Below are 14,552 nucleotides of genomic sequence, written 5' to 3' on the forward strand. Positions count from 1 at the left end.
GTCCCCCCCTGCGCCCCCCCCCCGCCCCGGCCGCGCCCCCCGCCGGCCCCCCCCCGGTTCCCGGGGCGCCGCGCCCCCCGGGGGCCGGCAGGCCGGGAACCGGCGGCCACAACACCAGCAGCCACAGCACCGGAGGGCAGCGGGCGTGGCCTCGGCAGCGCCGGGGCGAGTTCATTGCCGTTGGACCGCGTCGCGGGCACATCCGCAGTTACCAGCGATCCCGCGACCCCTGTGCCCACGACCGGGGCGGGCGTCGCGCCCGCGGTCAGCGTGACCGTGGAGGTGAGCTGGCGCGGCGGGCGCAGGCCGCTGGCAATGGGCGTGCCGTCGGCGGTGCGTACGTATGCTCCGTCGATCAGCCAGCCGGGCCGGCGGGGCACATCCGCCGCCGAGACGACGCGGGCGTTCCGGCCGACGAACAGCGGGGCCGGGTCGACGTCAACGCCGGCGGCGGCGAGCTCCGCGACGGCGAGCAGCAGCCGGCGCACCCCGGACTCACCGGGGACGTCGGTGGCGACCGCCCGGTGCGGCCGCGAGCCGAGGATCTTCCCGACCAGCCCGGACAGCACCCGCCCGGGTCCGGCCTCCACGAAGGTGCGCACGCCGGCGGCGTACATCGCCTCGATCTGCTCGACGAAACGCACGGGCGCCGCGACCTGGCCGGCCAGGGTCGCGCGGACCTCATCCGGTTCCGTCGGGTACGGCGAGGCGGTGGTGTTGGACCAGGCTGTCAGCCGCGGCGGGGAGATCGCGGTCTCGGCGAGCCGCGCCGCCAGCGTGTCAGCGGCGCCGGCTACGACGGGGCTGTGGAAGGCGCAGGCCACCGGGATCCGCTTGGCGGACAGGCCGGCACGCCCGAGGGCCTCGACGGCCTGGGCCAGTGCCGCCGTCGGGCCGGAGATGACGCTCTGGCGGGGCGAGTTGTGGTTGGCGACGACCACCCCGGCGTCTGGGCCGAGCTCGGCCAGAGCCTCGCGGACCCGTTCGATCGGGGCGGACACGGCGGCCATGGCGCCGGGGTCGGCCCCGGCGGTGGCGAGGATCGCGCCGGCCCGGGCCTCGCTGAGCCCGATCAGCTCGGTGCGGTCGAGGGCACCCGCGGCGACCAGCGCGACGAGCTCCCCGTAGGAGTGTCCACCGACGTGGTCGGGCCGGATGCCCAGTCCGGTGAGCAGGTCGTGCACGGCGAGCCCACCGAGACCCAGGGTGGGCTGGGCGGCCCGGGTGTCGGTGATCGCCGCGGCCTGGGCGTCGCGCGCCGCGCGGGTGAAGGCGGCCGGTGGGAACATCGTGTCAACCCACCGCGGGGCGAGTTCGAGCACCTCGCGCAGCCGCGGGAACGCGACGAACAGGTCGGCGAGCATCCCGGTCCGCTGGCTGCCCTGGCCGGGGAACAGCATCGCGGTCGCGCCCGGCCCCTCGCCGCCCGCATCCCGGACGAACAGGCCGGCCTTCGGATTCGGCGTGAACGCGCGGGCCGCCTCGATCGCGGCGGGCAGGGCGTCGAGGCCGTCGACGACGAAGGCGAGCTGCACCACACCGCCGCCGGAGCTGACGGTCCGGGCAAGGTCACGCAGCCGGAACGGCCGACCGGCCCCCTCGTTGGCGCTGACCAGCGCGGACAGGCGGTCCAGCGCCCGCCCGGCCGCGGTCCGGTCCGCGCCGCGGATCACGAACAGCTCCGCCGGCCACTGGTCGAGACCGTGCGCGGGCTCTGGGCCACCGTCGTAGGCGGAGAGCACGACGTGGAAGTTCGTGCCGCCGAAGCCGAACGCGGACACGCCGGCGTGGCGCTGCGAGGCAGGCGCCGCCCACGGCTTCGCCGACTGGTCGAAGTAGAACGGGCTGGTCTCGGACTTCCAGTAGGCGTTGGGGGTCTCGAGGTGCAGCGTCGGGGGACGCACCCCGGTCTCGAGCGACTTCGCAACCTTGATCAGGCCGGCCAGGCCCGCGGCGCACTTGGTATGCCCGATCTGTGACTTCACCGAGCCCACCGCGCAGGCACCGGGTTCGGCGCCGTTGTCGGTGAACATGTCGGTCAGGGTCGCGAGCTCGGTACGGTCGCCGACCACGGTGCCGGTGGCATGTGCCTCGAGCAGGCCGACGTCACGCGGGGAGATCCCGGCCCGGTCGTAGGCCCGTTCCAACGCCCGGACCTGGCCATCCTTGCGCGGCGCGGTCAGGCCCAGCGCCCGCCCGTCGGACGAGCCGGCGACCGCGCGGATCACGGCGTGGATGCGGTCGCCGTCGCGCTCGGCGTCGACGAGGCGCTTGAGCACGACGACCGCGACGCCTTCCCCAAGGCTGGTGCCGTCGGCGCCGGAGTCGAAGCTGCGGCAGCGCCCGTTCGGCGACAGGGCGTGCACCGAGGCGAACAGCAGGAAGTCATGCGCGCCGGCATGGGTGTCCACGCCACCGGCCAGAACAAGGTCGGAGCTTCCGGCGACGAGCTCCTTCACGCCCGCGTCGAGCGCCGCCAGCGATGAGGCGCACGCGGCGTCGACGGTGAAGTTCACCCCGCCGAGATCGAGGCGGTTCGCGACCCTGCCGGCGATGACGTTCGCGAGCATGCCGGGGAAGGAGTCCTCGTCCAGCTCGGGCAGGAACGCCTCCAGCTCCGGCGGCAGCGCGCCGAGCAGCCCTGGCCACAGGGAGCGCATGCTGTAGGCGGCGGACAGGTCGGTGCCAGCCTCCGTGCCGAACACCACCGATGCCCGGGTCCGGTCGAACGGACGGCCGTCGCCGTGCCCCTTCTGGGCCGTGTCGTAGCCAGCGGCCCGCAGCGCCCGGGCGGAGGCCTCCAGAGCCAGCAGCTGGCTGGTCTCGATGCTGCGCAGCGCCCGCGGCGGGATGCCGTAGGCCAACGCGTCGAAGGGGATGCGCGGCAGGAACCCGCCCCACTTGGACGGGGTGTGCCGTCCGGCGTCCTTCGTGACCGCGTCGGGGCGGTAGTAGATGCTCGGGTCCCAGCGCTCGGCTGGCACCTCGTGGATCGAGTCGACCCCGGCGACGATGTTCGCCCAGTAGGCGTCCAGGTCCGGGGCGTCCGGGAAGATCGCCGACATGCCGACGATGGCGATGTCGAGCCCTCGTCCACCATCACCGACCGGCGATGACGTGGCCGGTGCGGTCCGGGGCCGGGGAACCTGCCCATCCACCCCGACGGCGCCCAACCCGCCGGTGCCGCCCTTCCCGCCGGTGCCGCGCGTCCTGCCGGTGAGTCCAAGCTCCGCCGCACGTGCGGCCAGGGCCTCACCCGCCCGGCTCGTCACGTCCTCGTGCAGGTCAGCGACCGTCGTGCGCGCGGAGCGCAGCGCCGCGACCTGTCCGATCATGAACATGCCCTCTCGAACCTGCGTCTGTGGGTCGACCGTGACGACCTGGTCGCCGTCGCGGCGCAGGCCCTTGCTGGCCACCCGCAGCCGGCCGAGGTTCAGCGACTCCAGTTCCTGCCACACCTGCTGACGCGGGGCGCCGGCGGCGACCAGCTCACGCTTGCGGTCGAGGAAGGCGTGCACGAAGTCGGACTCGACGCACCGGGTGGCGTGCCCGGGGGAGGTCTCCAGCAGGACGGTGCGCTCGCAGTCGATCGCGGCCTGCTGGAAGCCCGCCAGGATGGCGCCCGAGGCGACGGACTCGTCGGTGAACAGGTAGGCGGTGCCCATCAGCACGCCGATGCGGGCGCCGCGGGCGGCCAGGGGGCCGGCCGCGGCCGCGACCATCGCCGCCGAGCGGGCATCGTGCACACCCCCGGCGAACAGAAGGTGCAGCTCGCCGAAGAAGTCGGGGCCGGCCGCCTCGGACTCGCCGTAGGCGAGCAGGCCGGAGATCTGCGCCTCCCACAGGGGAAAGCTCGCCCGCGGGCCGACATGCCCGCCGCACTCACGGCCCTCGAAGATGAACTTGCGGGCGCCGTCGGCGAGGAACCGGCCGAGCAGTCCCGGCGAGGGCACGTGCAGGAACGTGTCGATGCCCGCGGCCTCCAGCGGAGCCGCCTGGGAGGGGCGCCCGCCGGCGATGATCGCGCACGGGGGACGGAACTCCCGGACGGCCTCCAGCTGGGCGGCCCGCAGCTCGGCCGGGGCGAACCCGAGGATGCCCACGCCCCACGGCGCGTCGCCGAGCAGCTCGGCGGTCCGGGCCAGCAGCTCGCGGGTGGCCGGCCCGCTCATCAGGGCGAGCGCGAGGAACGGCAGGCCGCCGCCGGCGGCCACCGCCCGGGCGAACTCGGCGGTGTCGCTGACCCGGGTCATCGGCCCCTGGACGACCGGGTAGCGCAGACGCCGCGCGGCGGCGAACGGCGAGCCGGCGTCGAGCGGACGCACCTGCTCGGCGGCGCTCAGGCCGTCCCGGATCGCCTGACGCACCGCGCGTACCACTGCGCCAGCGTGATGGTATCGGTCGGCGAGGCCAGCGGCGAAGGCGCCGTCCTGGCCGACCGGGAGGAACTGTTCGGCCAGGTCGCGAGCACCAAGCCGGGCCGCGACCGCCGCTGCCTGCGCCTGCGCGGCACGCGCCGCGGCCGCACCGGCCTCGCCACCGTGGTCGGCCCCGGCATCGGTGCTGACGGCGGGAGTCACCGCCAGCGCGCCGTCCGAGGCGATCTCGCCGCCGGTGTCCCGCAGGTCCGCCGGCGGGCCACCCGCGGTGACCAGCGCGGCGATGGGCAGGTCCGGGCGGGTGTAGAGCCGGTGGCCGCCGTGCAGAACGGTCTCGCTGCCGTCCATCGCCCGGATCGCGGCCGCCACCCGCTCGGGCAGCTCCATCTCCCGGACGAGGGCAAGCTGGGCGTCGAGCACGACGCCCGCCGCACCACCGGCGACCGCGGCCGCCGCGGTCGCGAGGCCGATCCCGCCAGCCGCGAACACCGGCACGGTCCGCCCGGCGGTGGCGCTCGGACCGTCGTCGGCGAGCAGGTGCTGCAGCAGCGTGAACGTGGTCAGATCGCCGACGGCACCACCGGACTCGTTGCCCCGCGCGAGCAGGCCGTCGGCGCCCGCCGCGAGGGCGGCCTCGGCGGCGGCCACCGAGGTGACCTCGACCCACACCCGACGGCCGGCCCGGGTCAGCTCGGCGACCGACCATCCCGGTGCCGGCCGTACGGTCGCGAGCACGACCAGGTCCACCGCATCCGGCAGCTCCTCGGGCGACAGCAGCTCCGCGGAGAATTCCTGCTCGGACGACGCCCGCTCGGATGGGGACGGCCAGCCGGCGCCGATCCGGACGCCGAAGCCGCCCGGTGTCCAACGGGCGGTGTCCCGCAGGGCCCGGCGCGCGACCGACGCCGAACGTCCCAGGTCAAGCACGCCGCGCCCGCCCGCCCGCGCGACGGCCGCGACAAGGGCCGGCACAGGCTGAGCAAAAGGCGTAATGACGACGACCAGCTCGGACGCGGCAAGCGGATCGGAGAAGTCGCGATCATTCGGAGGTGCGGTGGACGGCGGGACGGCAGTAGTCATCGGCAGGTCCTCCTGGCGGGTCGTGACCGGGGGCACAGCGAAGGGGGTGAGGTACTAGTCCGGTTCAGGGCATCGGCCACGCCGTGCTGCGGCCCCCTGCTCGCCCATCCTTCCCGGCTCACCCGTCCAGCACATAGCCAGATCCAGGACAACCAGATCCAGGACAATGGAAACACCCACCTTGCCAACGCGCAATGAAAACACCCATCTCGCCAACGCGATGGACACGTTTCGAAGGACGAGATCGCCCACCTCGTCGATGACCTCCTGGCCGGAGCCGCTGGGCGACAGACGTCCCGGGGAAGCTGCATGTACTGAAGTACGCGGAAAACGCACCGACCCCCAAGGAACTCTCGTAGAACTGACACGCCGAGCCCGGCAGAGCTCCGCACGCTTAGCCGTCGCGACATCGCAGGCGTGCGCGATACTAGTCCGCCCCGCGCGGCGCACCTGCACGGTGGCGGGTGATGGTTGCTGACCGGAGTCGCCGAGGCAGCCAGGTGGGAAACAGCAGGTGATGGCCGTCCGACATCGCCCGCGATGTCACCGGCCGGGATTGTCCGCCACCGCTCGCACTGCGCTACGGGGCGACTGCGGCGCTACCGTCGGAGTCGGCGGGTTCAGATAATCGAGGCAGACCGGCCGCAGCCACGTGATCCATATACACCAATTATTTCGACTCGATACCGACGAGTATTTCGTATCGAACTCCACAGCACTGCGTTTCTCATTTCCAGCCGCCATACCGAGGTCAGTGGAAAACGTCTGGAACATAGCGGCCCGGCCAGGACGGAACTACGGTCACAAAGCCGCCCGAAGGGTGACCGCACTACCGGCGGCGGGTCAGTAGCCGGGGCGATATGGCCCGAGCCGGTGGCACCGAACGGGCGCGGCACGACCAACCTAGCCACGGCGCGCCATCGATCGCAAGCCGGCATGACGAGCATGTCAGGCGCGGATCGGTGCGCATCTGCTCGAACCGGGCAGCCTGCGCCCCGCCACCCCTGACACAATCCGCGTACCACCCATATAGGGGCAATGCGGCGATTCGCCGGATTTTCGGGAGTACTACCCGACGCGCAGGCCATACAGGCGGACGCGGCCACCCTCCAACCCGTCGGGAGTTGGGCGAAACGTCGGAGATATGACTTATGAGCATGCCAACAGTCCGGCCAGGTGGCAGGGCGGCAGGGCCAACCAGAGGTCCAATGTGGTGGGGTGATTTTCACGCCCTCCCCAAAGGGGAGCTCTCGACCCGAGAAATCTGCACGCGACGTACCCGACCGGGCGCTCAACCACCACCGGACGGGTCGGGACCGCTCTGCGGCCACCTGGCCGGACCACTCACCGTGATCAGGTCGCCGCGCCGCGCCAGGCCCCGCCCTCCTGGCACGCACGGCGGGTTGGCCGCGTCTCGTGGGAATGGTGCCATCGCGGGAGTCGCCCGGTGGGAGTCGTCGGGTGGGAACGGCCGCACGGTGAAGAGGCCGCACGGTGGAGAGGCCGCCGGCGGGGAGGGGCGGCACCACGGGAGCATCGCGTGATCCCGATCGTGATCCCGATCGTGATCCCGATCGCGGGCGGCCCGGCCAGGTCGCCGGCCGCCCGCGATCGGCGAGCTGCGTGCGGGCGTGTGCCGCGCGGACGTGACGTCCGGGGGCACATCGCCCGTGTGGGCGGTATCCGGGGACGCGGCATTCGGGCGGGCGACCGTCCAGCGCGGGTGAGGTCACCGCGACCAGGAGCGGGCTGCACCTGTCCCGGTGGGTGCGCGGCCCGGATGAACGTATGACTGAGATACGTATAGCCCAAATGACGCATGGCTCGGATGGTGCTGGGCCCGCGGGCGCGGGCCAGATCGGGCCTGGCCCGGTTGCCGGCCGGCGATGACGAGGTGGGGCACCGCACGGTGCCGCGCCGCAGACCTCGCGGTGTCGGGCAGGGGCGTCGCCGCGCCGCGGCGCGGTCGCGGACTCACCCACGGGAGGGCGGCTCGCCGGCCAGAACGTCAGACGCGTCAGTACCTCGGGCCGTCGGAGCGCCAGAACATCACCGCTGTCCGAACGACGGGGCTGCCTGAGGATCAGGCCGCCAGGTAACCAGACCCTCCGGAGAGCAGGCCAAACCCTGGCCTGGCCGTTCGCCCGATCGTCCCTCGGGCCGTCGCGACTGTCACGGCCTGGGCGGGCTGGGCGGTGCGAACGCGCTGGTCTCCCGCTGCCAGGCGATGGCCAACTGGGTGCGGTTCGTGCATCCCGTCGCGACCAGCGCATGGGTGAGGTGGTGCTTGACCGTGTCGATGCTGATACACAGCGCCTCGGCGACCTGACGGTTCGACCGACCCTCGGCGACCAGCCGCACGACGTCCCGCTCACGCGCCGACAGCCGTCCCGCGACCGAGGGACCCGGGTCGGTGCGGATGTAGAACCGCAGCAGGTTGCCCAGATGCCGCCCGAGCACGGCACCGACAGCACGGTCACGCGGGCCGAACGCGCCGGGCCGCGAATCGAGCAGGGAGATCAGCGCACCGACGTTGGACGGGCCGAACAGGCGGACCAGTAGTTTCGCGTGGATCCCGTGGGCACGCAGGAAGCGTTCCAGGCGCATCCGCACCTCAGGGCGCTCCGGGACGCCGAGGTCGTCCAGGGTGGCGAGCCCCCGCTCGCGGACCGAACGCAGGCTCTCCGGGTTGCTCAGCGCCTCAAGTTCCCGGTAACGCTCCATGTAGGGGCCGGCGAGGCGTAGGGCGAGACCACGCCCGGTGGGCCGGGCATCCTGGAAGGCGGTCTCGATGGAGGAGCCGAGGAAGAACGCCGAGTGCCGGTAGCCGAGATGGCGAGCCATCCCGTCCAGCGCGAGCTCACGGAACGACGCGAGCGAGGAGGCACGCTCACAGTCCTCGACGACCCGCAGGATGCCGCGCAGTTCCGCGGCGCCGAGTGCCAGGTCACGGGGCATGGGAGCGCCTGCCCGACCGGCCACCGCGGCGGGGCGGGCCGGGGCGGCAGCGGCGGTCCGGGCGCCGATCGTGGGAGCTTCGCCCCGGCCCAAAGGGGCCCCTGACAGTGGCGTGGCGGCCCGGGTGTGAGACAGTGGTCGCGCGGCGGCACCTCCCGTACCCGTGGCCGGAGCGGGATGCCGTGGTGCAGCGGATCGGTGTGGTGAACTCGGCGGGCTCGCCGGGGCGTGCCTCACCATTCGTCCCACGACGCCGTGCTCAGTTGATGTGTCCACGGTCACGCCGATTCGCGGCCGGTGGGGTAGGTCCTCACCGATAGCATCAGTCGGGCGGGGGACTCGGTCGGTCACGCGTGCCTCCGGGGGTCATACTCAGATTCACAACCGGGCGGCGCCCAGTGGCGGCTACGTCACCGGGTGGATTTCCGGTGAAGATGGACATGTTAGGCAAGCGTAGGGCCCGCCTACCTTGCTACGCCAGCGCTCACCCGCGCCCCTCGGTCCTCATCTGTCCAAACCCACCACTCAGGTGGGAGAAACACGCCCCCAACCGGCCATGTCTTGTCTGGCTTACGTCGCGGGCCTCGTGGACCACTCATTTGAGTGACGCTCGACTCTTTCACCCCCATCTCCATCGGGCTACCTCCGTAGAGGCACGGGCGCCTGCCGTGATCGTCGCGTGGCCCCGCCGGGGGCCATCGATCCATGCCCGCACGGGCCGACACTCAGCTCCCAGTGCACGCCGGTACTCCCTCATCGTCCGGCCACCCTCCACGAAGGGTGATGCTTCGTTCTCGGCACGTCAAAGAGCATGCGCCATTGTCACTCAGGGAACACTTTTCATGGACCAATAGTGATCGCCAGGTGCCTTCCGGAGCTTTTCTGGGGAGCGCCTGGTCCACGCCGCGGACGCGCCGGATCCGGATCGACCGACGCGGCCACGCGCCACCGATTCCCTCTCCGGCCGAGCGGACGATCCCGCCACCGCGTCGGGATGAACGAGGTGAACCCTGATGACACTGGGACTGTCGGTCTTCCTGGTCGCGGTGGGCGCCACCCTGCGCTACGCCCTCACCTGGCACCCAGCCGGCATCGATCTTCAGGTTCTCGGCCTGATCCTCATGGTCGCCGGCATCGCCACCTGCGTCATCTGCGTGCTGCGCGCGGTGTTGCGGGCACCGGTCGGTGAGGGCCCGCTCCTGTCCACCGTTCCGCTTCTCGACCGGCAGGCCCGGGAGCACCGCGATGGGGCGCTCGGCGAGGAGCCTCGGGCGACCATCCCCAGTCCACTGCCCCATCCCTACCGCGTGCGGGGACCGTCACCGCTCTGCGAGCTCCCCGCGCCGACCGAGCCGACGGCGCCCAGCAGCGGCGCGGGCGCCACCGGCGCCGACACCGACGCCGTGGACCTGGACGCCGTGACGGTCGTCGCCGCAGCCGCGGACATTCCGGCCACGCCCGCCACCGTCGCGGGCGCCGGGCTCACCGATTCGGGGTGCACCGATACCGGATGCACCGACGATGGATACACCGACGGTGGATTCGCCGACACGGCATTCGTCGACACGGCATTCGTCGATGCCCGGTTCACCGACGCTGGATTCGCCGACACCGCGCTGTGCGAGGACGAGCTCGCCGACGACGAACGTCCGACACAGCCCGGCGCCGCCGGGCCGGTCTGGCCGAGCAGCCGACACCGCCAGCCCAGCTGACCGGGCCACCACCGACCGGGGGCGTCAACCGGGTCACAGCAGATGCAGCTCGCGCGCACGATGGACGGCGTCCCGGCGGCGCGGGACATCGAGCTTGCGATAAATGCTTTTCAGGTGCGTCTTCACCGTGTTCACCGAGACGTAGAGTTCCCCCGCGATCTCGGCGGTGGTCAGCATCGTCGGGAGGTAGCTGAGCACCGCCAGCTCGCGATCGCTGAGCCGGCCGCCCGCCGCAGGAGCCCTGCCCCGGCGGCGGGCGGCCGGATCACCGGCTCCGCGGGTGACGGGCCCTGCCGCCGGGGCGGCACTCCCCGCCGGACGCCGTAGGACGGCGGAATCCGGCCCGGCCTGGATCCCCGGCCCGGCCTGGATCCCCGGCCCGGCGACGGTGTCGGGATCCGCGGGTTTCCTCGGGACGGCGGGCATGCGGGTGCCCGGCCCGACTCCCGGCCCGTCGGCAGGACGAGGCCCGGGACCGGGCAGGCCGACGGGCGCACCGGGCCCAACGGGCCCAGACGGGGCGAGTAGCTGCACGATTGCGGCGTGCCGCGGCCCACCCGGCTCGCTCGGGGGCACGGCTCGCGTCCCACCTCTCGTCCCGAGGCCCGGCATGCCTCTCGGCGCCGGCTCGCCGCGTTGCCCGGTCCCCGGGTGCGGCCGGGGTGACGCCGGCCGTCCGGTCGCCGGGACCTGGGGATGCACCGCAGGCCCGGCGGTGCGCGCCGGGCCGTCCGGGCGGTACGCCCCCGGCCGGCCGTCCGGACGTGGCGGCATGTTCGCCCCTGGCGGCACGTTCGCCGGCCGCGCGGGATCGGCCCGGCCCGGCCCGGCCCGGTCGGCCAGGGAGCGGGCAGCCGCGGACCCGACGCCCGGTTCACGCGCTGCCGCCGTCCGCAGTTCGCCGACGAATCGGGGATGCACGGCGAACAGCCCGGGGTGCGCGTCCAGCAGCGCGGTCAGCTCCTCCCCGAGCTCGAGGAACGGTCCGGCGAAGCCCTCGTCCTCGGCGAGGGCGAGGCCCCGAGAGAGCAGCTCGGTTGCCCGGGCGTGGTCTCCCCGTCGTAGCGCCACGACTGCGGCCAGCGCGCAGGCCGCCACGACCGGCCCACCGCCCCCACCGCCGCGCAGCAGCGCCGACACTGCCTGATCCGCCGCGGCCAGATCCGCACAGGCGAGATCGACGCGGACGCGGGCCAGCGTCAGAACCGGGTCGGTCCGACGCGACTCGACTGACCGTTCGAGCACCTGCCGGGCGGCCTGCGCGTTACCGGTGGCCAACAGCAGATCGGCTTCGATGGCGCACCACAGCGACTCGACCAGCGGCGGACCGCTCGGGCGGCCCCGTCCGCCGAGCAGGCGGCGGGCGGCCCGCACATCGTCGGGATGTCCGAGCCAGTGCAGCAGCCGAGCCTGCCAGATGGTGACCAGGTCAATGACTGCGCAGGGATGCGCACTGCCACAGCCGGCCCGGGCGGCCCGCAGATGCCAGGCCGCCCGCTCCCGGTCAGCCCGGCCGAGCGCAACCACCACCAATGCGAGCCGGGCCTCGACGACCCCCGCGGCTGCCCCGGCTGACCGGGACCCCACCAGGTCGCCCGCCGCCGCGCCGGCCGTGGTCAGCCCCACCGCGCCGGGCGCCATCGCGGCGGGCATCGGCGCAGCTGGCATGGGTGCGGGGGGCACAGGCGCGGCGGGCACGGTCGGGGCTGGGACATCCGCGGCGCAGGCAGCCGTGGCGGACCCAGGCGTACCAGGCGAATCCCGACCGCCCGTCCAGGCGAGCACCTCGAACGCACGCGCCTCGGCCAGGCGAAGGCGTCCGCGCAGCGCCAGGGCGAGCGCCAGCGCGCCGGCGGCGGACATCCCGACCGCCGCGGACCCGGCCTGCCGAGCCGCGTCGAGTGCCGCGGACAGCAGGTCGATCGCGGGTTCGGGCCGGCCGAGCCACAGCTCCGCCCGTCCACGCCCACACCGGGCCAGGGCGACGACGAGCTCGTCGCTGACCCTCGGGCCGGGCGGGCGTGCCGCCCTTGCCAGAGCACTGTGCATCGATCGGACCGCGTCGGCACCATCGTCCGCCGAGCCAGTCGCCCCAGGAGCGCAGGGCGCCTCCCGCCCATCCGCTGCCAGCCTCAGCCCCTGGTCCAGGCGAAGCAGTCGGCGAGCCAGACCGTGCATCTCCTGGGCCGCTCCACACAGCTCGGCCCGGCTCAGATCGATCAGATCGGCCTGGACACCAAGCCAGCGCCGCCGCGTCACCGGGGCGGCGGCGATCGCTTCCCGGGCGATCCGCAGGGCCACGTGCGCCTGGTCCGCCCGCCCACGACGCAGCTGCCTCACCGCGACGACAAGTGCCCACTCAGGGCAGTGCGCGGCGGGTGCCACCGGCATTGCCGCCAGGGTGGCGTCGAGTACGTGGGTCGGGCCGAGCAGCGCTCCCACGATGCCGACCTGGTCCGGCCCGACCTGGTCCGGCGGCCCGGACCAGGTCGGCGGCTCGATCCGATCTGACGGCCCGGCTCCGTCCAGCAGCAGGCAGGCGGCGTACCACCAGTCGCCGGCCTGCGCGGCATGCCGCATCGCGTCGATGGGCCGGCGCTGCGTCGCGAACCACAGCGCCGCGCGCAGATGCAGTTCGTCGACGTCCTCGGTGCGGTCGCGGACGAGGTCCGCCCGCAGTACAGCGGCAAGCAGCCGGTGGTAGCGGTACCACGGGCCGCCGGCGAGCTCGACGACGAAACCGTCCCGCTCGGCAAGGTCCGCGAGGGTGCCCGTCCCAGGCGGGTGTTCGGCGACCACGGCATCGGCGAGCGGACCGGTGACCTCGTCGAGCAGGCTGGTCCGGAGCAGGAAACGGCGCACCGCGGGTGGGTGCCGGGCGAGCACCTCCGCCCGCAGGAAGTCGGCGATCTCAGGCGCCTGGGTGAGCACGGCCTGCGACACCGCCGAGGCCTCCCGCGGGTCGGGTGCTCTGCCCCCCTCGGACGGTTTCTGCCCGTCGGATGGCTTCCGTTGTTCTTCCCGCGTTCCCTGTCCCGCCCGCGCCCTGTGCCCGGCGGCCACCAGGCGCAGTCCCGCCGGCCATCCCTCGGTCGCATGCACGAGGTCCGCGACCGACGCGGAAGGCCCACCTGCCGCGTGCAGGTGCAGCAGCTCGGCGGCCTCTCCCTCGGAGAAGGCGAGATCCTGCCGGCCGAACTCGGTCACCCGGCCCTCGGCCCGCAGCCGGTGCATCGCCATGGTGATCGATCGCCCGGCCGCCACCACTCGCACTCCGTCTCCCGCGTGCTGCAGGAGCAGCTCGAGCCCGTCGAGGTCGGCGCGCCGTCGCACCAGGTGGACGTCGTCGAGCACGATCACCACCGGCTTCGTCCGGGCGGCGAGCTGGTTGGCCAGCGGCCGGTATCCCCCCTCGCCAAGCGGCTGGACTGCCGGAAACCGGGCTTCCGGAGGCTCGGCTTCCGGGGGCTGGACTTCCGGAAAAATGCCAACGAGGCGAAGCCCGTGCACGAGCTGGGGCCACAGCGGTATGCCCGGCTCACCCGCGGACGACGGTCGCGTCGCCGGATCGAGGCGGATCCACACCAGGGGCGGGCGGCTGGTCCGGCCGACCGACCAGGAGGCGAGCAGGGTGGTCTTGCCCCATCCCGCCGGGGCGAGCAGGACGGTGAGCGGCCGGGCCAGCGCCGCGTCAAGATCTGCCCGTAGCCGGGGCCGGTCGACGAACCCGGACGGAGCGGAGGGGACGACGAAGTTGCCATGAACGAGCGGCAGGTCGCCACGCGCGGTCGTGCCGAGCCACTCGTCGGTGCCGGGTGGGTCAGTCGGAGCGACCGCGGGCAGGGCGGGACGGGACGGGACGGGACCGGATGTCGGTGACTGTTCGTCGAGCATTCCACACCACCCCCACGGCAACCTTGCCCTGGGTAGTGGTACAGCTACTTAGGCGAAGGGGCAACCCGTGTCGGCCCGCGGCCGCCGCACCTGCCGGCCGTCACCGGAGCAACGCGGGCGCCGCGGGACGAGCACCCCATCGACACGTCAACCAGCGAAACTGGCCCGGCCGAACCAGACGGCCGAGCCAGGCGGCCCGAACCAGGCGGCCCGAACTAGGCGGCGCAGTCCGAGCAGACCACCCGCCGCGGGTCCGCGAGCTGGCTACGGTGCTGTACGAGAAAGCACCGGGTGCAGGTGAACTCGTCGGCCTGCCGCGGCAGGACCCGCAGGGACAACTCGTCGTCACGCAGCTCGGCATCCGGCAGGTCGAGCTCGGACTCGAGGGCGTCCATGTCGTCCCCGAGATCCGCTGCCGCGCCCGCCCGCTGCGCCTTAAGTGTCTCCAGACTCTGTTCCTGGAGTTCGTCATCCTCCACGTCCGCGCTTCGCCGAGCGTCGAAGTCCCGCGCCATGCGTCTGCTTCCCT

Annotated in this window: 5 protein-coding genes; 1 reads left to right on the top strand and 4 read right to left on the bottom strand. The window is 73.4% G+C overall.

Annotation, left to right across the window (positions count from 1 at the left end; translation table 11 throughout):
- Positions 1-5,459 (bottom strand): type I polyketide synthase (locus MXD95_RS24695; RefSeq protein WP_250643126.1); only part of this gene is annotated, 5,459 nt, incomplete at its 3' end.
- A 2,172-nt stretch (positions 5,460-7,631) separates the two neighbouring features.
- Positions 7,632-8,417 (bottom strand): helix-turn-helix transcriptional regulator, encoded by a 786-nt coding sequence (locus MXD95_RS24700; protein ID WP_248811344.1) that lies wholly within the window; start codon positions 8,415-8,417, stop codon positions 7,632-7,634.
- Positions 8,418-9,430: 1,013 nt separating this feature from the next.
- Here MXD95_RS24700 and MXD95_RS24705 point away from each other — a divergent pair.
- Positions 9,431-10,129: a hypothetical protein gene (locus MXD95_RS24705; RefSeq protein WP_250643127.1), complete on the top strand. Its 699-nt coding sequence runs from the start codon at positions 9,431-9,433 to the stop codon at positions 10,127-10,129.
- A gap of 33 nt (positions 10,130-10,162) precedes the next feature.
- Here the strand turns inward: MXD95_RS24705 and MXD95_RS24710 are convergent, their stop codons facing one another.
- Together MXD95_RS24710 and MXD95_RS24715 are read right to left on the bottom strand one after the other, a co-directional pair.
- The gene (locus MXD95_RS24710; RefSeq protein WP_250643128.1) at positions 10,163-14,023 is read right to left on the bottom strand and encodes a winged helix-turn-helix domain-containing protein; all 3,861 of its coding nucleotides are present in this window, start codon (positions 14,021-14,023) and stop codon (positions 10,163-10,165) included.
- A gap of 215 nt (positions 14,024-14,238) precedes the next feature.
- Positions 14,239-14,538, bottom strand: coding sequence for a DUF4193 family protein (locus MXD95_RS24715; protein ID WP_250643129.1), 300 nt, complete (start codon positions 14,536-14,538; stop codon positions 14,239-14,241).
- Positions 14,539-14,552: the final 14 nt, after the last annotated feature.

It is taken from the genome of Frankia sp. AiPa1, from assembly GCF_023243075.1.
Classification (GTDB): domain Bacteria; phylum Actinomycetota; class Actinomycetes; order Frankiales; family Frankiaceae; genus Frankia.

What these genes read in the sequence shown, in the direction of transcription:
- MXD95_RS24710 (WP_250643128.1), bottom strand. Translation starts at nt 14,023, where the DNA reads ATGCTCGACGAACAGTCACCGACATCCGGTCCCGTCCCGTCCCGTCCC.
- MXD95_RS24700 (WP_248811344.1), bottom strand. Translation starts at nt 8,417, where the DNA reads ATGCCCCGTGACCTGGCACTCGGCGCCGCGGAACTGCGCGGCATCCTG.
- MXD95_RS24715 (WP_250643129.1), bottom strand. Translation starts at nt 14,538, where the DNA reads ATGGCGCGGGACTTCGACGCTCGGCGAAGCGCGGACGTGGAGGATGAC.
- MXD95_RS24705 (WP_250643127.1), top strand. Translation starts at nt 9,431, where the DNA reads ATGACACTGGGACTGTCGGTCTTCCTGGTCGCGGTGGGCGCCACCCTG.